The sequence below is a fragment of the Xanthomonas arboricola genome (assembly GCF_002940665.1).
In the GTDB taxonomy this organism is placed as follows: Bacteria; Pseudomonadota; Gammaproteobacteria; order Xanthomonadales; family Xanthomonadaceae; genus Xanthomonas; species Xanthomonas arboricola_B.
Genome location: NZ_MIGY01000002.1, coordinates 721471 through 743824 on the forward strand (window position 1 = coordinate 721471; position 22354 = coordinate 743824).

Genomic DNA, 22354 nt, shown 5'->3' on the forward strand with positions numbered 1-22354 from the left:
CGCGGAACATCAATAGGGAAAAATGAAAAACCGCAGTCCGCTTCACTCGGAAGCAGGTACCACGGAGCCGTCGGAGGATACCGCAAAACGGGCCACGTTAGCGCGCTGGAACGGTTTCACGTCGACGATACTGCCGCCTTGCTGAACCTCTACCGCCGACGCATTGCCCAGCACGATGCGGCCCACCTGCCCTGGCGAATAACTGCGACGCTCGCCGGCACGCACCAGCGCCTTTTCGACCGCGCTGCCATCCGGTGCCAGAATCTGCACCCAGCTGTCGCCGCTGAAAATCAACGACAAACTGCCGCCACCAGCGGCCGACGCCGCAGGGGTCTCGAGCTCGGGCGTGGCCCGCGGCACCGGCGTCATCGACGCGATGTACGGCGCCGGCTGCTCGCGCGGCGCACTGGCCGGCTGCGTTGCAGCGTTGACCGGGGAGCCGGTCCTGGGCGCTTCCGGCATGCTGTCCAGCGATACCGTGCTGGGCGCCTTGCCATCCAGATGCGAACGGGTCGCGTACCACACCGGCACCGCGAACACGCCGGTGATCACCACATACATCGCCTTGCGCGCCGTGCTTTCCAGGATGCGCCGCGCCCGCGGCGTATGCGTGTGGCTGACCAGCTTGACCGGCTCGATCGGCGCAATCGCCGCCTGCTGCAGCAGCGGCTCCAGGTCCACGTGCAGCAAGCGCGCATAGCTGCGCAACTGACCGCGCACGAAGACCGGCGCACCCAAGCGTTGCCACTGCTCCTGTTCCAGCGAGCGCACCACATGCGCCGGCATACGCAGCTTGCCGGCGACCTCGTCCACGCTCAGACCTGCTGCTTCGCGCGCGTCGCGCAAATGCTGTCCGCAGCCCTTTTCCTGCTCGAAAGGGTTCGGATTGGAATCACTGATCACAATACATTGGCCCCGGGGTTAGCGGTCGCTGCGTCAGGGAATTCCTTGACCAACCGCTGTTGATAACGGCTGGCAGCTACCTTGTCGCCTAGCCCTTGCTCAATCTGAATGGCGAGTTGTAACACGGAAGCGGTTGCAGGTGCAGCCGCAAGCCGCCGTTCGATAAACGCGCGCGCTTCGAAATAATTGCGATGCGTCGATTCGGAGCGCGCCATCGATTCAAGTGCGTATGGATTCTGCGGATCCAGTTCCAGCGCCTTGCGCAAGTCACCGGCAGCCCGCTGCGGCTGCCCCGCCTTGAGTGCGCAGCCACCTGCATTGCCCAGCGCAGAGGCTGGCGATGCGTAGGTTCTGTCGGTCAGGGCGCGATCGAACCAGGTCAGCGATTCGGCCGGCGAGCCGTTCGCGCACAACCATGCGCCGTAATTGTTCAAGACATCGCCGCGCTGCGGTGCAAGTTCTGCGGCCCGGCGGTATGACACACCGGAACCGGCAACATCGCCCTTGGCGCCTTGAATCAGCGCCAGCAGACCAATGGCATCCACCGACTGCGGATATTTCTTCAAGGCTGCACGGACCTGCTCTTCGGCAGCGGCGTAGTCGCCGGTCTGCAGGCGGTTGTTGGCCAAACCGAGCTTCTCCTGCACCGCCAGACGATTCTTTGTCGCAGTGCTGTCGCGGAACGCATGCACCTGCGCCACCTCCTCGACCGTCTGGACCGAGCCCGCCTTGGCATTGCGGCCACCGCAGCCGACCGCGCTCAGCGCGATCGCCACGGCCGCCATGACTAGAAGATCACGCTGCCGCATCTCGACCGGCCTGCCCTTCCAGGGTGCGCAGGAAATCCGCCTGACGACGGGTGCGGTCCATGACCTGTCCCTTGAGCTGTCCGCAGGCGGCGTCGATGTCGTCGCCGCGGGTACGGCGGACCATCGTCAGCACTTGCGCGTCGAGCAGGATTTTCTGGAAGGCACGGATCTCCGTCTCTCCGGAGCGCTCGTAACGCGTGCCCGGGAACGGATTGAACGGAATCAGGTTGACCTTGCCGGCGTCCTTGGACTGCACTGCGTTATCGAACTGACGCATCAATCTGGCCAGCTGACGCGCATGCTCGGGCTGGTCGTTGATGCCCTTCATCAAGGTGTATTCGAAGGTGACCGAATCGCGCTTCTTGCTGCCGCGCAGATAGCGCGCGCAGGACTCCATCAGCTCGGCGATCGGGTACTTCTTGTTCAACGGCACCAGGCTTTCGCGCAGCGCGTCGTTGGCGGCATGCAGCGAGACCGCCAGCGAGACATCGCTTTCGGTCGAAAGCCGGTCGATCATCGGCACCAGGCCCGAGGTCGACAGCGTCACCCGCTTGCTGGCCAGGCCGTAGCCAAGGTCGTCGCGCATCACGCTCATCGCGCGCACGACGTTGTCGAAATTCATCAGCGGCTCGCCCATGCCCATCATCACCACATTGGTGAGGCGGCGCTGCTGGTGCGGCACGTTGCCCAGATGGCGCGCCGCCACCCATACCTGCCCGACGATCTCGGCAGTGGTGAGGTTGCGGTTGAAGCCCTGGGTGGCAGTCGAACAGAACGTGCAGTTCAGGCCGCAGCCGACCTGGGACGACACGCACAGCGTGCCGCGGCCCTTGTCGGGGATATAGACGGTTTCGATCGCGTTCTTGCCGTCGGTACCCATGGCCAGCAGCCATTTATGGGTCCCGTCGGTGGACGGCTTGTCGAACACGACATTGGGGACAAGGACCTCGGCGTGCTGGTGCAATTTCGCACGCAGCGCCTTGCCGAGGTCCGTCATCTGGTCGAAATCGGTGACGTAGCGATGGTGGATCCACTTCATCACCTGATGGGCACGGTAGCGTGCCTCGCCGAGCGTGTCGGCAAAGAAACGCTCCAGTCCCTCGCGGTCGAGGTCGAGCAGGTTCTGCTTGCGCAGTTCCGGGGCGCGGACGGGGACGTCCTGCAGCACGGAGGGGATCACGACCTCATTCACGATTCGACTCTCTCGGCCTCAGCGCGAGACCACTTCGGTGGCGGCAAAGAAATACGCGACTTCGTTGGCGGCGTTCTCGACCGAGTCCGAACCGTGGGCGGCGTTGGCATCGATCGAGTCGGCGAAGTCGGCGCGGATGGTGCCCGGCGCAGCGTCCTTGGGATTGGTCGCACCCAGCAGGTCACGGTGTGCGGCAACGGCGTTCTCGCCTTCCAGCGCCTGGATCACCACCGGGCCGGAGATCATGAACTCGACCAGCGCATTGAAGAACGGACGCTCGCGGTGCACGGCATAGAAGCCTTCGGCTTCGCGACGCGACAGCTGCTTGTACTTGGATGCCACGATCTTCAGGCCGGCCTTTTCGAAGCGGCTGTAGATTTCGCCGATGACGTTCTTGGCAACGGCGTCGGGCTTGATGATGGACAGGGTGCGCTCCAGCGCCATGGGAAGATCTCCGTTGGGCGGGCCACTGAAGGCCCGAGATTATCATGAAAAAAACCCGCGTCAAAACGCGGGCTTAGGCTTCTTTGCGATGGTCAATTCTATCTCTTCGTCGTTGCAATTGCACACCGCCCCCTGAATCGTGCCGCATTGCCGCATGACCGGTGCGCCGTCCTGCCCGTAGACTCAAACAATCGTTTGATTGAGTTCCACCCCGCGCATGCCCAAGCCCGCCCACTTCTCCACCAAGGACCGCATCCTCGGCGCGGCCGAGGAGCTGTTCGCCCAGCATGGCTTCGCGGGAACCTCGCTGCGCCAGCTGACCACCCAGGCCGACGTCAATATCGCAGCCGTCAACTACCACTTCGGCTCCAAGGAAAACCTGGTCAACGAGGTATTCCGTCGCCGCATGGACGAGATGACCGCCGCGCGCCTGCAGCAACTGGAAACCGCCAGGCGGTCGCAGCCCGGCGAACTCACAGCGGTGCTGGCGGCCTTCGTCGAGCCGGCGCTGGCAATGGCGCAGGACCGCCAGAGCGGCGGCGCGTTCGTGCGGGTGATTGCACGCGCCTACGCCGAAAAGAACGACAACCTGCGCAAGTTCCTGTCCGACCACTACGGGCATGTGCTGCGCGAGTTCGGCAAGGCCATCGCCGCCTGCGTGCCGGGCCTGAGCAAGGAAGAGCTGTACTGGCGTCTGGATTTCCTCGCCGGCGCGCTCACCTATGCCATGGCCGATTTCGGATTGATCAAGCGCCCGGCCGGGGTCAGCGAGGCCGACCACCGCGCGCGCGCCGCGCGCGAACTGATTCGTTTTGCGGAACCCGGTTTCCGTACCCATTCCACACCGTAGTCGCTCACACCAAAGGCTCATCGCTATGTCCAATCCGTTGCTAGTCCGTCGTGCTGCCGTGCTCGGTGCCGGCGTCATGGGCGCGCAGATCGCCGCGCACCTCACCAACGCCGGTGTCGACACCGTGCTCTTCGACCTGCCTGCCAAGGAAGGTCCTGCCGACGGCATCGTGCTCAAGGCCATCGCCAACCTCGGCAAGCTCAGCCCTGCCCCGCTCGCCAGCAAGGCCCTGGCCGAGGCGATCACGCCGGCCAACTACGGCACGCCTGACGACAGCACCGGTCTGGCGCAGCTGCGCGATTGCGACCTGATCATCGAAGCGATCGCCGAGCGCATGGACTGGAAGCAGGACCTGTACAAGAAGATCGCCCCGTTCGTGGCCGATCACGCCGTGCTGGCCTCCAATACCTCGGGCCTGGGCATCAACAAGCTCTCCGACGTACTGCCCGAGCAGTTGCGTCACCGCTTCTGCGGCGTGCATTTCTTCAATCCGCCGCGTTACATGCACCTGGCCGAGCTGATTCCGGCCAAGGGCACCGACAAGGCCGTGCTGGAAGGACTGGAAAGTTTCCTGGTCACCACGCTGGGCAAGGGCGTGGTGTATGCGAAGGACACCCCGAACTTCATCGGCAACCGCATCGGCGTGTTCTCGATCCTGTGCACCATCCACCACACCGCCGAGTTCGGGCTGGGCTTCGACAAAGTCGATGCGCTGACCGGCCCGCTGGTCGGGCGCCCGAAGTCGGCGACCTACCGCACCTCGGACGTGGTCGGCCTGGACACCATGGCGCACGTGATCAAGACCATGGGCGACACCCTGCCTGACGATCCGTGGCACCAGTACTTCAAGTCGCCCAAGTGGCTGGATGCGCTGATCGGCAAGGGCGCGCTCGGCCAGAAGGTGGGTGCCGGCATCTTCCGCAAGGTCGGCAAGGACATCGTGGTGCTGGACCTGGAGAAACAGGATTACCGTCAGGCCGATCGCAGCGCTGCGCCAGAGGTGGTCGAGATCCTCAAGATCAAGAATCCGGCCGAAAAGTTCGCCCGGCTGCGCGAAAGCCAGCATCCGCAGGCGCAGTTCCTGTGGGCCACGTTCCGCGACCTGTTCCACTACAGCGCCTACCACCTGGCCGATATCGCCGAGACCGCGCGCGACGTGGATCTGGCGATCCGCTGGGGCTACGGCTGGTCGCTGGGCCCGTTCGAGACCTGGCAGGCCGCCGGCTGGAAGCAGGTGGCGCAGTGGATTGCCGAAGATATCTCCAACGGCAAGAGCATGAGCAGCGCGCCGTTGCCGAACTGGGTGTTCGACGGCCGCGATGGCGTACATGCGGCCGAGGGCTCGTACAGCCCGGCGCGCGATGCCAAGCTGCCGCGCTCGGCATTGCCGGTGTACAAGCGCCAGCGCTTCCCCGATCCGCTGCTGGGCGAGCAGTTCTCGCCGGGCGAGACAGTGTTCGAAAACGACGGCGTGCGCATGTGGCACGACGGCGACGACATCGCGGTGGTCAGTTTCAAGACCAAGATGAACACCGTCTCCGATCACGTGCTCAACGGTCTGCAGGAAGTCGTCGGTCGCGCCGAGAAGGACTTCGCCGGGCTGGTGATCTGGCAGCAGAAGGAGCCCTTCTCCGCTGGTGCGGATCTGGCCGGCGCGTTGGGTCTGCTGCAGGCCGGCAAGGTCGATGCGTTCGAAGCGCTGGTCGCCAACTTCCAGGCCACCAGCCAGCGCATCAAGTACGCGCAGGTGCCAGTGATTTCGGCCGTGCGCGGGCTCGCGCTGGGCGGCGGTTGCGAGTTCCAGATGCACAGCGCCAAGACCGTGGCCTCGCTGGAAAGCTACATCGGCCTGGTCGAAGCCGGCGTCGGCCTGCTGCCGGCCGGTGGCGGTCTGAAGGAAATCGCCGTGCGCGCTTCGCAGGCCGCGGGTCCGGGCGGCGATGTGTTCGCCGAGCTGAAGAAGACCTTCGAAACCATCGCGATGGCCAAGGTCTCCAACTCTGCGGTCAATGCCCAGGAGCTGGGCCTGCTGCGTGCCACCGACAAGGTCGTGTTCAACAGCTTCGAGGCGCTGCACATCGCCAAGGCCGAAGCGCGCGCACTGGCCGAAGGCGGCTACCGCGCCCCGCTGCCGGCACGCCGCATCCAGGTCGCCGGCGACGTCGGCATCGCCACCTTCAAGATGCTGCTGGTCAACATGCTGGAAGGCCGCTTCGTCAGCGAATACGACTATGAGATCGCCACCCGCATCGCCACGGTCATGTGCGGCGGCGAAGTCGATCGCGGCGCGCTGGTCGACGAAGAATGGCTGCTCAAGCTGGAGCGCAAGCACTTCGTCGAACTGGCCCAGCAAGAAAAGACCCGGGCGCGGATTGGGCACATGCTCAAGACGGGTAAGCCACTCAGGAACTGAGATTCGGGATTGGGGATTGGGGATTCGCAACAGCGGCTCCCCTGCCCTCCGACATTCTCGATTCCATCAAATTTATCCGCCGGGCAGGAACATTCAGGAATCAGGATCTGCAGTTGCGAATCCCCAATCCCGACTCTCCAATCCCGGCCATCGGAGATAGCCAAATGAGCAAGCAGATTCAAGAAGCCTACATCGTCGCCGCCACCCGTACGCCGGTCGGCAAGGCGCCCAAGGGCGTGTTCCGCAATACCCGTCCCGACGACATGCTGGCGCACGTGCTGCGTGCGGTGGTGGCGCAGGCGCCGGGCATCGATCTGTCGCGGATCGACGATGCCATCATCGGCTGCGCGATGCCCGAGGGCGAGCAAGGCATGAACGTGGCGCGCATCGGCGTGCTGCTCGCCGGCCTGCCCAACACCGTGGCCGGCCAGACCATCAATCGTTTCTGTTCGTCCGGCATCCAGGCCGTGGCGATGGCCGCCGACCAGATCCGCCTGGGCAATGCCGACCTGATGCTTGCCGGCGGTACCGAGTCGATGTCGATGGTGCCGATGATGGGCAACAAGGTCGCCATGTCGCCGAATGTCTTTGCCGACGACCATGTGGCGATCGCCTACGGCATGGGCATCACCGCCGAGAAAGTGGCCGAGGAATGGAAGGTCTCGCGCGAGGATCAGGATGCGTTCGCGCTGGCCTCGCATCAGAAGGCGATTGCCGCCATTGCCGCCGGCGAGTTCCGCGACGAGATCACGCCGTACGAGATCCTGTCGCACCAGCCCGACCTGGCCGGCAATGTCATCGCGCTGCGCAAGCGGCTGGTCGACACCGACGAAGGCCCGCGTCCGGACAGCTCGCTCGAGGGTCTTGCCAAACTGCGCCCGGTGTTCCGTAACGGCCAGTTCGGCGGCAGCGTCACCGCCGGCAACTCCTCGCAGATGAGCGACGGCGCCGGTGCGGTGCTGCTGGCCTCCGAGCAGGCGATCAAGGATTACGGCCTCACCCCGCTCGCGCGCTTTGTCAGCTTCTCGGTGGCCGGCGTGCGCCCGGAAGTGATGGGTATCGGCCCGATCGCGGCGATTCCCAAGGCGCTCAAGCAGGCTGGTCTGACCAAGGACCAGCTCGACTGGATCGAGCTCAACGAAGCCTTCGCCGCGCAGGCATTGGCGGTGATCCGCGACAGCGAACTGGATCCGTCCAAGGTCAACCCGCTTGGCGGCGCCATCGCCCTGGGCCACCCGCTGGGCGCCACCGGTGCGATCCGTGCAGCCACCCTGGTGCACGGCCTGCGCCGCCGTCAGCAGAAGTACGGCATGGTCACCATGTGCATCGGCACCGGCATGGGCGCGGCAGGCATCATCGAAGCGTTGTAAGTCACCGATTGCGAGATCGGCCGCCAGGCCGATCTCGCAACGCTGATCAGGCTGCCAGTCAACGACGGCGTGCGCGGGCACGCCTTCTTCGTTATCCGCCAGTGTCGGCGGTCAGCGACTGCGAGCGATGCCGTGTCTCCATCTACGCGCCCGGTAGGCGCGCCGGCCCAACGTCGCGTTTGAGCATGACTCCTGACGTGCAGATTGACCGCCGCATGGCGGTGCCCCCGGCAATCACACCCCGAACATGCCAGCAGGTCGAGAGCTGGTATGGCGCTACGCACGCTACGCCGCCGCATCCCGGCCTTGGCTTCACTCCCGCGGTTACACGGCAGAGCTGCGCCTAACGCGTCACCAGCCACTGACCGGTACGCGCACCGGCGAACACCAGCGCCAGCCCGGCTACCAGCGTGATGGCCAGATACACGCCGATCATCGCTGAGCGCTCGCTGCGCGCGAACACCAGGCATTCCATCATCAGCGACGAGAACGTGGTCAGCCCGCCGATCACGCCGATGATCAGCAAGGCCCGCAGCGCCCAGCTCGCCGGCCCGCGCGCATCCAGCCAGACCAGCAGCACGCCGGCGACGAACGAGCCGAGCAGATTCACCGTCAGCGTGCCCCACGGAAAGCCGTTACCGAAGCGCTGCAGCAACGAGGCACCGATGGCAAAGCGCAGGCCGGAACCCAGCGCACCGCCGGTCATCGCCAGCAGCAACTGCTGCCACCACACCGGCGCGCTCATGCGCGCACTCGGCAGGCGGCCGAAGGGGTTTTCAACGAAGTGTCGTGCATGGTCGGCATCATCGGGTTCCTGAGCGAGAATAGATGCCGGGGCACAGGCCTGCCGCCCCGGCGGGGGTGGGCAGGCATCATCAGCGCGCAGAGTGCGTGCGGTTCAAGGAGCAATGCCATCTCCTGTGCGGCCGATCATGCCGTGGGCTTGCCGCCCTTGTCAGCCCGCGCCTGTTCGCGCGCGGCGCGCAGGCGGTCGAGCTTTTCCTTGAGCTTGATCTCCAGCCCGCGCGGCACCGGGTTGTAGTAGACCCGCTCGCCCATCGCATCCGGAAAGCCGGTCTGGTCCAGCGCGATCCCGCCTTCGGCATCGTGGTCGTATTGATAGTCCTGCCCGTAGCCCAGCGTCTTCATCAGCTTGGTCGGCGCGTTGCGCAGATGCAGCGGCACCTCCTGCGTGCCGGTGGCGCGCACCTCGGCCTTGGCCTGATTGAAGGCGGCATAGCCGGCATTGGACTTGGCGGTGCTGGCCAGATACAGCACCAGTTGCGCGAACGCCAGCTCGCCTTCCGGACTGCCCAGGCGCTCGTAGATGTCCCAGGCTTCCAGCGCCATGCTCTGCGCGCGCGGATCGGCCAGACCGATGTCCTCGATCGCCATGCGGGTCAGCCGCCGCGCCAGATAGGCCGGGTCGCAACCACCGTCGAGCATGCGCGTGAGCCAGTACAGCGCGGCATCGGGGTTGGAGCTGCGCACCGATTTGTGCAACGCCGAAATCTGGTCGTAGAACTGCTCGCCGTTCTTGTCGAACCGACGCGTGCGGTCGGCCAGCACCTGCAGCAGCGTCTGCGGGGTGATCTGGCCACCCTCGCCGCCTGCCAGTTCCGCGGCGATCTCCAGCAGCGTCAATGCGCGGCGCACGTCGCCGTCGGCCGCGCCGGCAATTTCCAGCAGCGAGGCATCGCTGACCTGGATGCTCTCCTGCCCCAGCCCGCGCTCTGGATCATGCAGCGCACGTTGCAAGGCCTCGACGATATCCTGCGGCGAAACGCCCTCCAGCACGTGCACGCGGCAGCGCGACAACAATGCCGAATTCAGTTCGAACGAAGGATTTTCCGTCGTCGCACCGACGAACAGGATCGTGCCGCGCTCGATATGCGGCAGGAACGCGTCCTGCTGCGCCTTGTTGAAGCGATGCACCTCATCGACGAACAACACCGTGCGGCGCCCGCCGGCGAAGCGCTGCGCAGCCTCGGCCAGTACCTGGCGCACCTCGGGCAAACCCGACAGCACCGCCGAGATTGCCTTGAATTCGGCATCGGCGTAATGCGCCAGCAGCAGCGCCAGGGTGGTCTTGCCGCAGCCGGGCGGACCCCACAGGATCATCGAATGCACCCGGCCGGATTCCACCGCGCGTCGCAATGCGCTGTCGGGTGCGAGCAGTCGCTTCTGCCCGACCATCTCGTCCAGGGTGCGCGGACGCATACGCTCGGCCAGCGGGCGCAGGTGCTCGCCGTCTACGCTGAGCAGATCGGCTTCGGGAGCGATGGGGAGCTTGGTTCGTGCCACGCGGCATTGTATCGCGTCCGCCAACGACCTTCTGCGAACAAGGCGGTTGGTTGCGCGGATGCCGCCGGCAACTGCTTACTGCGCGTTGCCGACCACATCCACGCCTTTGCCCGGCACGTAGCGGAAGGTGTCGGCAGCGAAGGCCGGATTGCGCTTCCAGCCGCTAAAGCTGATCGCGGTGCGTTGGCCGACCGCATCCACCACTTCCATCTTGGCCAGGCCATCCTTGCCGAACCCCAGCGAGGCCATCTGGAAACTGGCTTCGGTGTCGACCTTGGGCGTCAGCGACAGCCACTGCAGGCCGTCACGCGGCGCCGCTTCTTCGCTGACGTCGTATTGCTTGTCCAGGCGCGCCGGGTCGATCAATGCAACCAGTGGACTGTTCTGTTCTTCGCTGCCCTGCGCACGCACGGTCACCTGCTCCAGGTCCGGATCGAACACCCACACCTTCTTGCCGTCGGCCACGATCAGCTGCTTGTAGGGCTTGGCGTATTCCCAACGAAACTGGCGCGGCGCCGACAATGCCACCCGCCCGCTCGCGCGCTCCTTGACCCGGCCGTTGGCATCGGAGACCTGCTGGCTGAACTGCCCGTCCAAGCCTTTCAGGCTACGCGTGAACGTGTCCAGCTCCTGACGCGCACCGGCAAACGCGGTGCCGGCGAACAGGGCGGTGGCGAGGACGGCATAACGGAGCTGGCGATGCATCGCGGTGTTCCAGAAAGGGAATGCGGGAATTCTGATACTTCATAGATGAATGGGCGAGCGCTATTGAACGACGCATTCAGATCGCAGCCGCCGCCAGTCGGTCCATGTCACTGCGCCGTCTGCACCTCGGACAGATTGCCGTAGACGATCTGTCCGCGAAAGCCGCGCCGCACCTGCTGGTAGAGCTCGCGGAACGCGCGGTAATCCTGCGGCTGACACAGCGCCTGCGGCCCACGCACCGCCGCACGTTGCAAGCGATGCACCGCCGTCACCGTCTGCCCCTGGCGCGTCCACTCGACCGCGTACTCGCCAGCGGCATTGCGGAAGCGGCGGCTGCGCGGGATCGCGATGATCGGCACCGTCGCCGGGAAACTCACCACATAGGTCTCTTCGCGCACGCTGTCGTTGCAGTAGAACGGGGTCAGATTGTCTTCGGCCGAGGTGGTCGTATAGATGCCACGGGTGGATTCGGCACCGGGCATATCGGGCAGGGTCATGCCGCCAACCACCGAAAAGTCCACCGCATCGTCGGCCTGGAAGGTGTAGCGATAGTTGAATGGGGCGTCCAGATCCAGCGGGTCGCCCTGGATCGATAGATCGCCGGTGCCATCGAAGCCGGATTGCGCAATGATCGACTCCTCGATGCGATTGCGGTTCTGCGCATTGAGCTGCACGAACATCGCCCGCAAGCCCACTTCGCCGGTCTGCCCGCTATCGAGCATGGTCAGACCTTGCAGCCCGCCCTTGGGGGTGAAGCGATACTCGGTACGCGCCACGTAGCGATTGACCTTGCGGTCGTTGGGCGGGGTATGCGTGACCTTGCCGTCCAGCGTATGCACCACCGGCGCCCCGAGGTCGCCGGCCGGCAACTGGCCGAAGCGCGCGTACGGGTTGGTCGAATCCACATACAGATCGAACGCCGGGATGTAGGTGATGGCGTGATTGAAGCGGCCGAGCACCGGGATCGGCGGCAGCGTCGGCCCGCCCTCGGCACCGATCAGCACCGGTGTGCTGGCGATGCCCTTGGCCGCCAGCAAGGCCTCCAGGATCACGGTGTGGTCCTTGCAGTCGCCATAGTGGTTGGCCAGGATGCTGTCGGCGCTGTTGGGCTCCAGCCCGCCATTGCCCAGGTACACCGCCACGTAGCGGATATTGCGTGCCACCCACGCGTACAACGCAGCGGCCTGTGCCCGCGGCGCGTCGATGCCGCGGGTCACCTCGTCGGCCAGCGACTGGATCGCCGGCGTCACCGTGGCAGCGCGGCCGCCCTTGACGTGATAGGCCAGACCCATCTGCGACCAGCTGTCGAAGGTGCTTGCCATCAAGGTGGGGCTGAACTCCCAGGTCGCCGCGCTCCAGTTCTGGTTCTTCATCGGCGTGATGCGCTGATAGCGCCATTCCCAACGCGCCTGATCGCCGCGTACCACAGGCTTGGTCCCGCCCTGCAGCCCGCGCACCGACAGATGCATCGGCAATGTCTTCGGCGCCACCAGCGTGACCACCGCATCGTCGTATTGCGCAAACACGCTGAAGGTCTCCCACAGGCTGAAGTAACCCGGGAAGTACGGGGTATTCTGCGCACGCCGCACGCGATAGACGATGCGCGCGCCCGGCGCCAGATTCGGGAACACCACCACCTTGACCTTGCGGTCGGCATACATCGCCGCTGCCGCGCTGGAATAGCTTTCCTGGGTGTAGATCTTGTCGGACGCCACGTCCTGGCGCAGTCCTTCGGCGGTGACGGTGTAGGCCTGCAGCACCTCCAGGGTTTCCATCTTCTCGCTGTAGCTCAGTCGCACCTGGCTGAACTGCTCCACTGCCGACTTGGTCTTGAGCAGGATCTCGTACTCGTCGGTTTCCACGCTGCTGGCGTCGGCACGCACTTCGTAATCGGCGCGATAGCGCACGAAGCTGTAGTTGGTGTCGGCCTGCGTACGGGCCGCGGCGGCAGCAGGTGCGGCCTGTTGCTGGGCCTGGGCCAGCAATGGCAATGGCAATGAGATCAGCAGCAGGAACGACAGCACGGAACGACGCAGCATGGGTCTTGATCGCGGCGGGCCGGAGCGACCCTTGTGCGACAGGGTAGCCGGTGTGCGCCGCAGCGTCAGGCACCGGCCCCAATTGCCGCATCTGTGCGCATGCAAAGACGCGCACACGCACCGGACAAACCCGGAACGCGGCGCCACGACCAAGCCGACACGCGCCGCGTTGCCGGCCGCCGATTACTTGGGCGGCGGCGGCGCCAGCACGGTGCGGTCGCCATTGTGCTCGGGCGGGCTGACCACGCCGGCCGCCTCCATCGCTTCGATCAGGCGTGCGGCGCGGTTGTAGCCGATCTTCAGGCGCCGCTGCACGCCGGAGATCGAGGCACGCCGGGTTTCGGTGACGATGCGCAGGGCTTCGTCATACAACGGGTCGGACTCGTCGCCGCCACCGCCGCTACTCTCGGGCAAGCCGGTCGCACCGACCACGGTGCCATCGCCCATGGTCTGCACTTCGTCCAGCACGCCTTCGACGTAGGACACCGGCCCACTGGCCTTGAGATGCTCGACCACCCGATGCACTTCCTCGTCGCTGACGAAGGCACCATGCACGCGATCCGGCAGCGCCGTGCCCGGTGGCAGATACAGCATGTCGCCATTGCCCAGCAGCGCCTCGGCGCCGGACTGATCCAGGATGGTGCGCGAGTCAATCTTGGAGCTGACCTGGAACGCCACGCGGGTCGGGATGTTGGCCTTGATCAGGCCGGTGATCACATCCACCGATGGCCGTTGCGTGGCCAGGATCAGATGGATACCGGCCGCGCGCGCCTTCTGTGCCAGGCGCGCGATCAACTCTTCGACCTTCTTGCCGACGATCATCATCATGTCGGCGAATTCGTCGATGAAGATCACGATGAACGGCAGCGTTTCCAGCGGCCGCGGCGCCTCGCCCAGTTCGGGATTGGGCTTGAACAGCGGGTCCATCATCGGCTGGCCGGCGTCGATGGCGTCCTTGATCTTCTTGTTGAAGCCGGCCAGGTTGCGCACGCCCACCGCGCTCATCAGCTTGTAGCGGCGCTCCATCTCGGCCACGCACCAACGCAGGCCGTTGGCGGCCTCCTTCATGTCGGTGACCACCGGCGCCAGCAGATGCGGGATGCCCTGGTAGACGCTCAGCTCCAGCATCTTCGGGTCGATCATCAGCATCCGCAGCTCCTTGTGCGAGGCCTTGAACAGCAGGCTCAGCACCATCGCATTGACCGCCACCGACTTGCCCGAGCCGGTGGTACCGGCCACCAGCAAATGCGGCATGCGCGCCAGATCGGCCACGGTCGGGCGGCCGGCGATGTCCTTGCCCAGGGCCAACGTCAACGGGCTGGCCGACTTGTCGTATTCCTTGGAGCGCAGCAGCTCGGACAGGAAAATCATTTCGCGGCTGACGTTGGGGATCTCCAGGCCAATCACCGACTTGCCCGGAATCACGTCGACCACGCGCACCGATTTGACCGACAGCCCGCGCGCGATGTCCTTGTCCAGCGAGCTGATCTGGCTGACCTTGATGCCCGGCGCCGGCTCGATTTCGAAGCGGGTGATCACCGGACCCGGATAGGCCCCGACCACCTGCGCCTCGATGCGGAAGTCCTTGAGCTTGAACTCGATCTGCCGTGACAAGGTCTCCAGCGTTTCTTCCGAATACCCCTTGGCCTGCGGTTTGGGGTCGTCCAACAGCGCCAGCGGCGGCAGGTCGGAGCCGTCGGTGCTGACGCCCTGGAACATCGGGATCTGGGTATCGCGCTTGGCGCGCTCACTCTTCTCCACCACCGGTGCCGGCGGCGGCTCGATCTTGACCGGCTCGCGCTTGGCCTGCTTGACCGCATCGACCTTGCGCACTTCCTCACGCTCTTCGCGCATCACGCGGGTCTGCTGCCACTCGGTGGCTTGATGGGTCTTGCGCTGCATCAGCGGCCCCAGCGCCAGCACCCAGGTGCCGATGCGTTCCATCACCGCAAACCACGACAGGCCGGTCGCCAGGGTGATCGACACCAGCAGCAGCACCAGCACGAACAGGTTGGCGCCCAAGGCGCCGAAGCCGGCGCTCAGCGAATTGCTGACCAACCGCCCCAGGATCCCACCAGCGCCGGCCACGTCGCCGGTGAACAGCCGCAGATGCAGGAAGCCGGTCGAGGCGATCAGAAAGCCCACCATGCCGACCAGCCGCAATGCCGGGCCCAGATCGGCTTCGGCCTGCCCTTCCTTGTCCATGCCGAACAAGGCGATCCAGGCCACCGCTCCCAGCACCACCGGCAGCAGGAAGGCCACATAACCGAACAATTGCAGCAGCACATCGGCCATCCAGGCACCGACGCGGCCGCCCATGTTGTGCACCGGCGCGACCACACTGCCGGTCTGCGACCAGCCCGGATCGGCGCTGGAATAGGTAAATAGGCTGGCCAGCAGATACAGCAGCAGCGGCGCCACCGCGATCAATGCCAGATCGCGCCAGAGCTTTTGCCGACGCGGATTGTCCGCCACCGCTGTCTTGCGCGAGGACGTCTTGCCCTCAGCGGGCTTGCTGCGTTCGGGAACCTGCTTTGCCACCTGTAGCCAGACCTTAGAAAAATGCTGTTAGTGGTTGATAATAAACGACTGAAGCCACGGTTTCAGCTGTTGCATGAGCATCGCTTGCGTGGGCATGCGATGGCCAACAAAAAACGCCGCACGGGGCGGCGTCGATTACGCGGACTGGGTGGACCAACCCATCTGCGGTTCAAGCAGTTCCATCGCGCCGCCTTGATTCACCGGGTGGGGACCGCCACTCTATGCCGCCACAGGGGTGCGAATTCACTCGCCTGCCCTGCCAATTCCTAGATCGCGAGTATACATGAGCGCCTCTTCTGCCAGTCCCGCCAAGCATTCCCGCCTGTTGATCCTGGGCTCCGGCCCGGCCGGCTGGACCGCCGCGGTCTATGCCGCCCGCGCCAACCTCAAGCCGGTGGTGATCACCGGTCTGCAGCAAGGCGGCCAGCTGATGACCACTACCGAAGTCGACAACTGGCCGGGCGACCCCCACGGCCTGATGGGCCCGGACCTGATGAGCCGCATGCAGGCGCATGCCGAGCGCTTCGAGACCGAGGTGATCTTCGACCACATCCACACCGCCGACCTGTCGCAGCGCCCGTTCCGGCTGACCGGCGACGGCGCCGAATACACCTGCGACGCACTGATCATCTCCACCGGCGCCACCGCCAAGTACCTGGGCATCCCCAGCGAGGAAGCCTTCAAGGGCCGCGGCGTGTCCGCCTGCGCCACCTGCGACGGGTTCTTCTACAAGGACCAGGACGTGGTGGTGGTCGGCGGCGGCAATACCGCAGTCGAAGAAGCGCTGTACCTGTCCAACATCGCCCGCAAGGTCTACCTGGTACATCGCCGCGACACGCTGCGCGCCGAAAAGATCATGCAGGACAAGCTGTTCGACAAGGTCGCCGCCGGCAAGATCGAAACCGTCTGGCACCACGCCATCGATGAAGTGCTGGGCAACGATGCCGGCGTCACCGGCGTGCGGGTCAAGTCCACCCTCGACGGCAGCACCCGCGAGATCGTCGCGCACGGTTTCTTCGTTGCCATCGGACATCACCCCAACACCCAACTGTTCGACGGCCAGCTGGCAATGAACAATGGCTACCTGGAAATCCGCTCCGGCCTCAACGGGGCGGCGACCGAGACCTCGGTGGCCGGCGTGTTCGCCGCCGGCGACGTCGCCGACCAGCACTACCGCCAGGCGATCACCTCGGCCGGCTTCGGCTGCATGGCCGCGCTGGATGCCGAGCGCTACCTCGACAAGAGCGCCTGAGGTGGCTGCTGACCGCCGGCCGCGCCGCGCGGGCAGCGCCGATACCAGCGGGCCGTGTGCATGAGCGTCACTGCCCGCTGGTGCCACCGGCTGGACGAGCTTCCGGCCGGTGCCTGGGACGCGCTGCACGACGGCGCGCACCCGTTCATTTCTTATGCGTTCCTGCAAGGCCTGGAGCGGGAGGGCTGCCTGCGCCCGGACTGGGGCTGGAACCCGCTGCACCTGACGCTGTGGCACGGCGACACGCTGGTCGCCGCCGCACCGGGATACCTGAAGAACAACTCGCATGGCGAGTTCGTGTTCGACCACGCCTGGGCGCATGCCTACGCGCGCTACGGGCATGAATACTTCCCCAAGTGGCTGTGCGGGGTGCCTTACTCGCCGGTGACCGGCCCGCGCCTGCTGGGGGCACCGCGCTGGCGCCCGCACTTGCTCGCGGCGATGCGCGCGCTGGTGGAGCGCAGTGGGCTGTCGTCGGCGCACGTCAACTTCCACCCGGCCGACCAAGACACCGCCTTCGATGCCGACTGGCTGGAGCGCAACGATCTGCAATACCACTGGCATAACGCCAGTGGCTGGAGCGATTTTGAAGGCTACTTGGCGGCGATGGACTACAAACGGCGCAAGAACATCCGCCAGGAGCGCGCCAAGGTGCAGCGGGCCGGCGTGCAGTTGCGCGTGGTGCATGGCGATGAAGCCAGCGACGCCGACCTGGACGCGATGTATGGCTTCTATCTCAAGACCTTCAACGAATACGGCAACTCGCCTGCGCTGACGCCGGAATTCCTGCATCACCTGGCCCGACACCTGCCGCGTCAGCTGGTGATGTTTCTGGCCGAGCTGGACGGGCAGCCGATCGCCGGCGCGCTCTGCCTGCGCGGGCGCGACACGCTGTACGGGCGTTACTGGGGCGGCCAAGCCCTTCCAGGCCTGCATTTCGAAACCTGCTACTACCAGGGCATCGAATACTGCCTGCGCGAGGGCCTGGTCCGCTTCGAGCCCGGCGCACAGGGCGAGCACAAGATCGCGCGCGGCTTTCTGCCGACGCTGGTCCGCAGCCGTCACTGGATCGCCGACCCCGGCTTCCGCGAGCCACTGGCGCAATGGTGCGCCGACGAGCGCCAGGCGGTAGCCCGGCACGCACGCGAACTGGCTGAGCACAGCCCGTTTCGCGACTGAGCCTGCGCGGCGGCGCCGTAGGGCGCAGTCGCAGCTGATCGCCGGCCGGGCGTATTGGGGACGTCGGAGCAAGGCGGCCGAATCCACCCAAAGAGCAATCGTCTGGCGAGTACGAACTGCGCGCCCAGCACCGGGATGCTTGTGGACGCATGCCGCAAAGCGCGCCGACAACACCCGCAGACCGTCGCGTGCCGGCAATGGTCGTCGCCCTGGGTGCGCCATGTACGACACGCTCTACACTGCGCGCATGTCCCGCGCCCTTCCCTACCTGCTGGCGGCCGACCCAGCCGCGCCGTTTCCGCCTGCCGAGTACGCGTTGCGCGAGCCGGACGGCCTGCTCGCCATCGGCGGCGACCTGTCGCCGCAACGCCTGCTCACCGCCTATGCCGGTGGCGTGTTCCCGTGGTTCTCGGAAGGTCAGCCGATTCTGTGGTGGAGCCCAGACCCGCGCACGGTGTTTCGCACCGACGGCATGCGCCTGTCCTCGCGTTTCCGGCGCCAGCTGCGCAGCAGCCACTGGATCGTGCGCGCCGATACCGCCTTTGCGCAGGTGATCGATGCCTGTGCCTCGATTCCGCGTGCAGGTCAGGACGGCACCTGGATCACCACGCCGATGCAGCAGGCCTATATCGAACTACATCGGTTGGGCCACGCACATTCGCTGGAAGTGTTCGATGGCATGCGCCTGGTCGGCGGCATCTACGGTGTGGCGATCGGCCAGATGTTTTTCGGCGAGAGCATGTTCAGTGCCGCCAGCGGCGGCTCCAAGGTGGCGCTGGCGGCGCTTGCCGCCCATCTGCATTCCTGCGGTTGGCCGTTGCTCGACGCGCAGGTGGAGAATCCGCACCTGATGCGCCTGGGCGCGCAACGCTTGCCACGCGCAGAGTTCCTGCAGCGGATGCGGCTGCAGGTCGGCCTGGCAGCGCTGCCTGGCAGCTGGTCCGAGCGCTATGACGAGCGGCCTGCCAGCGCGCTCGCTGAAGTCCGCTTAACATAAAATTTGCACCGCGGGGAGATGGAGCGTAAAATGCTGTCCCTTACGGCCCTCCCGGGCCAGCCGTGATTGCACAGGATTACATGTCGAAAGACGACTCCATTGAATTCGAAGGCAGCGTCAGCGAGACGCTCCCCAACACCACGTTCCGGGTCAAGCTGGAAAACGGGCATGAGATCATCGCCCACATCTCCGGCCGCATGCGCAAGAACTACATCCGCATCCTGACCGGCGACCGTGTCAAAGTCGAGATGACTCCCTACGACCTGACCAAGGGTCGTATTACCTACCGCATGAAGTAAGTGGTTCTGGTGTAAGACGCGAGGCGGCCGGTGGCCGCTTTTTGTCGTGGCCGAGATTTGCCTATCTGGACGGCAGCGATGATCGGGCGGTGCCGGCTTGCTTCTGCTCTGGCTTGTGCCCTTGCCTTTAGCGCTTGCGCCCCGGTCTCTATATCGCTCAGGTTCGGCAGCGCCCTGTCGTGGCTCCTCGCGAGCTACAACCGCCGCTCAGCCTCCACGATCGCCCGGACCACGTGTTCCGAGGACAAAAAAAACCGCTCTTTCGAGCGGTTTTTTTTTCAGGACCGCAAGACGATCAGTCGACCGTGGCCGGCAGCAGACGCTCCGGTTCCGGGTGCGCTTCCACCACCAGCTCGCCATCCTTGACGTCGATGTTGACCCGGCCGCCTTCCACCAGCTTGCCGAACAACAGCTCGTCGGCCAGCGGACGCTTGATCTTCTCCTGGATCACCCGCGACATCGGGCGCGCGCCCATCAGCGGATCGAAGCCGTGCTGGGCCAGCCAGTCGCGCGCAGTCGGGGTGGCCGACAGCGAGACGTGCTTTTCCTGCAACAGCATCTCCAGCTCGATGATGAACTTGTCCACCACCCGCAGGATGTGGTCGAAGCCCAGCGGCTGGAACTGCACGATTGCATCCAGGCGGTTGCGGAACTCCGGCGTGAACCCGCGACGGATCGATTCCATCGCATCGGTGGAGTGATCCTGCTTGGTGAAACCGATCGAGCGCCGCGACGCCTGGGTGGCACCGGCATTGGTCGTCATCACCAGAATCACGTTCTTGAAGTTCGCCTCGCGCCCGTTGGTGTCGGTGAGGATGCCGCGGTCCATGACCTGCAACAGGATGTTGAAGATGTCCGGATGCGCCTTCTCCACCTCGTCCAGCAGCAGCACGCAGTGCGGCGTCTTGACGACCTTCTCGGTCAGCAGGCCGCCCTGGTCGAACCCGACATAGCCCGGAGGTGCACCGATCAGACGGCTGATCGAATGCGCTTCCATATACTCGGACATGTCGAAGCGCACCAGTTCGATCCCCAGTTGCAGCGCAAGCTGCTTGGTGACCTCGGTCTTGCCGACACCGGTGGGGCCGGCGAACAGGAAGTTGCCGATCGGCTTTTCCGGATTGGCCAAGCCCGAGCGCGCCAGCTTGATCGAGCCGGCCAGGGTCTCGATCGCCGGGTTCTGGCCGAAGATCACCATCTTCAGATTGCGCTCCAGATGCTGCAGCACGTCCTTATCGGTGGCGCTGACCTGCTTGGCCGGAATCCGCGCCATCTTGGCGACGATGGTTTCGATTTCCTCGATATCGATCAGCTCCTTGCGCTTGCCTTCCGGCAGCAGACGCTGACGCGCGCCGGCCTCGTCGATCACATCGATCGCCTTGTCCGGCAGCAGTCGGTCGCCGATGTGCTTGACCGACAGGTCCACCGCTGCCTGCAACGCGTCGTCGGCATAGGTCACGCCATGGTGCGCCTCGTACTTGGGTTTGAGGCCCTGCAGAATTTCGAAGGTCTCGCCCACGGTCGGCTCGACGATGTCGATCTTCTGGAAGCGACGTGCCAGTGCACGGTCCTTTTCGAAGATGCCGCGGTATTCCTGGAACGTGGTCGAGCCGATGCAGCGCAGCTCGCCCGACGACAGCGCCGGCTTGATCAGATTGGACGCATCCATGGTGCCCCCCGACGCAGAGCCCGCACCGATGATGGTGTGGATCTCGTCGATGAACAGCACCGCGTTGGGCACCTTCTTCAGCGCCGCCAGCACGCCCTTGAGACGCTTTTCGAAGTCGCCACGGTATTTGGTGCCGGCCACCAGCGCTCCCAGATCCAGCGAAAAGATCACCGCATCGGCCAGCACTTCGGGCACGTCGTTGTCGACGATGCGCTTGGCCAGACCCTCGGCGATCGCGGTCTTGCCCACGCCGGCCTCGCCGACGTACAGCGGGTTGTTCTTGCGGCGGCGGCACAGCACCTGGATGGTGCGCTCTATTTCGTCGCCGCGGCCGACCAATGGGTCGATCTTGCCGTTGCGGGCCTGCTCGTTGAGATTGGTGGCGAACTCGGCCAGCGCGTCGCCCTTGGCCTCGCCCTCCCCGCCCTCGCTCTTGGGTTCGCCATCGGACGCGGATGGCTGCTCGCCGTCCTCACCCAGCTTGGCGATGCCGTGCGAAAGGTAATTGACGATATCCAGGCGGGTGATGTCCTGCTGGTTCAGGAAGTACACCGCGTGCGAATCCTTCTCGCCGAAGATCGCGACCAGCACATTGGCGCCGGTGACTTCCTTCTTGCCCGAGGACTGCACGTGATAGACCGCACGCTGCAGCACACGCTGAAAGCCCAGGGTGGGCTGGGTGTCGCGGCCATCGTCTTCGGCCAGGCGCGAGACCGAGGCCTCGATCGCCTGCTCCAGATCGTTGTGCAAACGCACCTGGTCTGCGCCGCAGGCCTTGAGGACTGCCTGGGCGGACGGGTTGTCCAGCAGCGAGAGCAGCAGATGCTCGACGGTCATGAACTCATGACGAGCCTCGCGTGCTCGCTTGTAGCACTGGCCGATGGTTTGCTCTAGGTCTTTGCTGAACATTGGTCACTCCGAACGGCTGTTGCCAACAATATGCGGCTTTTGTTGGGATTTACCACAACCCTATCGGATAGGCATGTTCAGACGGCGTTAGCATGTGATTGCAGCCACAGTGTTGCGTTGCTGGAATGATCAGATTGGCCGGTCAGGTCTGTTCCATCGTGCACAACAGCGGATGTTGATGCATACGCGAGAATTCGTTGACCTGAGCCACCTTGGACTCGGCGACTTCGCGGCTGTAGACCCCGCATACGCCGCGTCCACGGGTATGGACATGCAGCATGACCTGCGTGGCGCGCTCCAGATCGAGGTTGAAAAACTGCTGCAACACCGTCACCACGAAGTCCATCGGGGTGTAGTCGTCGTTCAGCAGAAGCACCTGATACCGTGGCGGTGGCGCCACTTCAGGCTTGCTGGCTTCGACCGCGAGGCCGTGATCGTGTTCGTGTGAGGTCTTACGTGGCATCCGGTCATTATACGGT

18 protein-coding genes and 1 riboswitch are annotated in these 22354 nt (G+C 65.0%); of the genes, 7 read left to right on the forward strand and 11 right to left on the reverse strand.

Annotation, left to right across the window (positions count from 1 at the left end; translation table 11 throughout):
* Nucleotides 1–42: 42 nt before the first annotated feature.
* The 4 genes from XarjCFBP7645_RS10245 to ndk are packed head-to-tail and all read right to left on the reverse strand — an operon-like array spanning nucleotide 43 to nucleotide 3348.
* Nucleotides 43–903 carry a helix-turn-helix domain-containing protein gene (locus tag XarjCFBP7645_RS10245; RefSeq protein WP_104537405.1) on the reverse strand — a complete coding sequence of 287 codons (861 nt, stop codon included), beginning with the start codon at nucleotides 901–903 and terminating at the stop codon, nucleotides 43–45.
* Nucleotides 900–1688, reverse strand: coding sequence for a type IV pilus biogenesis/stability protein PilW (pilW, locus tag XarjCFBP7645_RS10250; RefSeq protein ID WP_104537406.1), 789 nt, complete (start codon nucleotides 1686–1688; stop codon nucleotides 900–902). The genes XarjCFBP7645_RS10245 and pilW overlap by 4 nt, the downstream gene beginning before the upstream one ends.
* Nucleotides 1689–1698: 10 nt before the next feature.
* The gene (rlmN, locus tag XarjCFBP7645_RS10255; protein WP_104537407.1) at nucleotides 1699–2904 is read right to left on the reverse strand and encodes a 23S rRNA (adenine(2503)-C(2))-methyltransferase RlmN; all 1206 of its coding nucleotides are present in this window, start codon (nucleotides 2902–2904) and stop codon (nucleotides 1699–1701) included.
* 18 nt (nucleotides 2905–2922) lie between these two features.
* Nucleotides 2923–3348 (reverse strand): nucleoside-diphosphate kinase, encoded by a 426-nt coding sequence (gene ndk, locus XarjCFBP7645_RS10260; protein ID WP_016904427.1) that lies wholly within the window; start codon nucleotides 3346–3348, stop codon nucleotides 2923–2925.
* Between the two features lie 217 nt (nucleotides 3349–3565).
* Here ndk and XarjCFBP7645_RS10265 point away from each other — a divergent pair, with 217 nt between their 5' ends.
* From XarjCFBP7645_RS10265 to XarjCFBP7645_RS10275, 3 genes are all read left to right on the forward strand, one after another.
* Nucleotides 3566–4198, forward strand: coding sequence for a TetR/AcrR family transcriptional regulator (locus tag XarjCFBP7645_RS10265; protein ID WP_104537408.1), 633 nt, complete (start codon nucleotides 3566–3568; stop codon nucleotides 4196–4198).
* Between the two features lie 25 nt (nucleotides 4199–4223).
* Nucleotides 4224–6611, forward strand: a complete 2388-nt coding sequence (locus tag XarjCFBP7645_RS10270; protein ID WP_104537409.1) for a 3-hydroxyacyl-CoA dehydrogenase/enoyl-CoA hydratase family protein — start codon at nucleotides 4224–4226, stop codon at nucleotides 6609–6611.
* Nucleotides 6612–6775: 164 nt separating this feature from the next.
* Nucleotides 6776–7981 carry an acetyl-CoA C-acyltransferase gene (locus XarjCFBP7645_RS10275; RefSeq protein WP_016901771.1) on the forward strand — a complete coding sequence of 402 codons (1206 nt, stop codon included), beginning with the start codon at nucleotides 6776–6778 and terminating at the stop codon, nucleotides 7979–7981.
* Nucleotides 7982–8324: 343 nt separating this feature from the next.
* On the opposite strand, the gene crcB is transcribed toward XarjCFBP7645_RS10275, so the two are convergent.
* The 5 genes from crcB to XarjCFBP7645_RS10300 form a co-directional block, all read right to left on the reverse strand.
* Nucleotides 8325–8726, reverse strand: coding sequence for a fluoride efflux transporter CrcB (crcB, locus tag XarjCFBP7645_RS10280; protein ID WP_016901770.1), 402 nt, complete (start codon nucleotides 8724–8726; stop codon nucleotides 8325–8327).
* Nucleotides 8727–8840: 114 nt separating this feature from the next.
* Nucleotides 8841–8909, reverse strand: a riboswitch (Fluoride riboswitch).
* Nucleotides 8910–8911: 2 nt separating this feature from the next.
* On the reverse strand, nucleotides 8912–10201 hold the full coding sequence (locus XarjCFBP7645_RS10285; RefSeq protein ID WP_243849096.1) for a replication-associated recombination protein A: 1290 nt from the start codon (nucleotides 10199–10201) through the stop codon (nucleotides 8912–8914).
* 159 nt (nucleotides 10202–10360) lie between these two features.
* The gene (gene lolA / locus XarjCFBP7645_RS10290; RefSeq protein ID WP_104537411.1) at nucleotides 10361–10990 is read right to left on the reverse strand and encodes an outer membrane lipoprotein chaperone LolA; all 630 of its coding nucleotides are present in this window, start codon (nucleotides 10988–10990) and stop codon (nucleotides 10361–10363) included.
* Nucleotides 10991–11097: 107 nt separating this feature from the next.
* A complete protein-coding gene (locus XarjCFBP7645_RS10295; protein ID WP_104537412.1) occupies nucleotides 11098–13029 on the reverse strand; it encodes a DUF3857 domain-containing transglutaminase family protein in 1932 nt (643 codons plus the stop codon).
* Nucleotides 13030–13212: 183 nt separating this feature from the next.
* Nucleotides 13213–15570, reverse strand: coding sequence for a DNA translocase FtsK (locus tag XarjCFBP7645_RS10300; RefSeq protein ID WP_104537413.1), 2358 nt, complete (start codon nucleotides 15568–15570; stop codon nucleotides 13213–13215).
* Between the two features lie 283 nt (nucleotides 15571–15853).
* Here XarjCFBP7645_RS10300 and trxB point away from each other — a divergent pair, with 283 nt between their 5' ends.
* From trxB to infA, 4 genes are all read left to right on the forward strand, one after another.
* Nucleotides 15854–16822 (forward strand): thioredoxin-disulfide reductase, encoded by a 969-nt coding sequence (gene trxB / locus XarjCFBP7645_RS10305; RefSeq protein ID WP_104537414.1) that lies wholly within the window; start codon nucleotides 15854–15856, stop codon nucleotides 16820–16822.
* A 60-nt stretch (nucleotides 16823–16882) separates the two neighbouring features.
* Nucleotides 16883–18001, forward strand: a complete 1119-nt coding sequence (locus XarjCFBP7645_RS10310) for a GNAT family N-acetyltransferase (protein ID WP_104537415.1) — start codon at nucleotides 16883–16885, stop codon at nucleotides 17999–18001.
* Between the two features lie 247 nt (nucleotides 18002–18248).
* The gene (aat, locus tag XarjCFBP7645_RS10315; RefSeq protein ID WP_104537900.1) at nucleotides 18249–18998 is read left to right on the forward strand and encodes a leucyl/phenylalanyl-tRNA--protein transferase; all 750 of its coding nucleotides are present in this window, start codon (nucleotides 18249–18251) and stop codon (nucleotides 18996–18998) included.
* A gap of 80 nt (nucleotides 18999–19078) precedes the next feature.
* A complete protein-coding gene (infA, locus tag XarjCFBP7645_RS10320; RefSeq protein WP_002813418.1) occupies nucleotides 19079–19297 on the forward strand; it encodes a translation initiation factor IF-1 in 219 nt (72 codons plus the stop codon).
* Between the two features lie 295 nt (nucleotides 19298–19592).
* Here infA and clpA read toward each other — a convergent pair whose 3' ends face one another.
* Together clpA and clpS are read right to left on the reverse strand one after the other, a co-directional pair.
* Nucleotides 19593–21875, reverse strand: coding sequence for an ATP-dependent Clp protease ATP-binding subunit ClpA (gene clpA, locus XarjCFBP7645_RS10325; RefSeq protein ID WP_039814482.1), 2283 nt, complete (start codon nucleotides 21873–21875; stop codon nucleotides 19593–19595).
* Nucleotides 21876–22017: 142 nt separating this feature from the next.
* Complete coding sequence (clpS, locus tag XarjCFBP7645_RS10330) at nucleotides 22018–22338, reverse strand: ATP-dependent Clp protease adapter ClpS (protein ID WP_104537416.1); 321 nt, start codon at nucleotides 22336–22338, stop codon at nucleotides 22018–22020.
* Nucleotides 22339–22354 lie beyond the last annotated feature (16 nt).

Bases quoted from the DNA above. Each gene is read 5' to 3' on its own strand.
- pilW (WP_104537406.1), bottom strand. From the start codon at position 1,688: ATGGCGGCCGTGGCGATCGCGCTGAGCGCGGTCGGCTGCGGTGGCCGC.
- ndk (WP_016904427.1), bottom strand. From the start codon at position 3,348: ATGGCGCTGGAGCGCACCCTGTCCATCATCAAGCCCGACGCCGTTGCC.
- XarjCFBP7645_RS10265 (WP_104537408.1), top strand. From the start codon at position 3,566: ATGCCCAAGCCCGCCCACTTCTCCACCAAGGACCGCATCCTCGGCGCG.
- XarjCFBP7645_RS10270 (WP_104537409.1), top strand. From the start codon at position 4,224: ATGTCCAATCCGTTGCTAGTCCGTCGTGCTGCCGTGCTCGGTGCCGGC.
- XarjCFBP7645_RS10275 (WP_016901771.1), top strand. From the start codon at position 6,776: ATGAGCAAGCAGATTCAAGAAGCCTACATCGTCGCCGCCACCCGTACG.
- crcB (WP_016901770.1), bottom strand. From the start codon at position 8,726: ATGAGCGCGCCGGTGTGGTGGCAGCAGTTGCTGCTGGCGATGACCGGC.
- XarjCFBP7645_RS10285 (WP_243849096.1), bottom strand. From the start codon at position 10,201: ATGCGTCCGCGCACCCTGGACGAGATGGTCGGGCAGAAGCGACTGCTC.
- lolA (WP_104537411.1), bottom strand. From the start codon at position 10,990: ATGCATCGCCAGCTCCGTTATGCCGTCCTCGCCACCGCCCTGTTCGCC.
- XarjCFBP7645_RS10295 (WP_104537412.1), bottom strand. From the start codon at position 13,029: ATGCTGCGTCGTTCCGTGCTGTCGTTCCTGCTGCTGATCTCATTGCCA.
- trxB (WP_104537414.1), top strand. From the start codon at position 15,854: ATGAGCGCCTCTTCTGCCAGTCCCGCCAAGCATTCCCGCCTGTTGATC.
- XarjCFBP7645_RS10310 (WP_104537415.1), top strand. From the start codon at position 16,883: ATGAGCGTCACTGCCCGCTGGTGCCACCGGCTGGACGAGCTTCCGGCC.
- aat (WP_104537900.1), top strand. From the start codon at position 18,249: ATGTCCCGCGCCCTTCCCTACCTGCTGGCGGCCGACCCAGCCGCGCCG.
- infA (WP_002813418.1), top strand. From the start codon at position 19,079: ATGTCGAAAGACGACTCCATTGAATTCGAAGGCAGCGTCAGCGAGACG.
- clpA (WP_039814482.1), bottom strand. From the start codon at position 21,875: ATGTTCAGCAAAGACCTAGAGCAAACCATCGGCCAGTGCTACAAGCGA.
- clpS (WP_104537416.1), bottom strand. From the start codon at position 22,338: ATGCCACGTAAGACCTCACACGAACACGATCACGGCCTCGCGGTCGAA.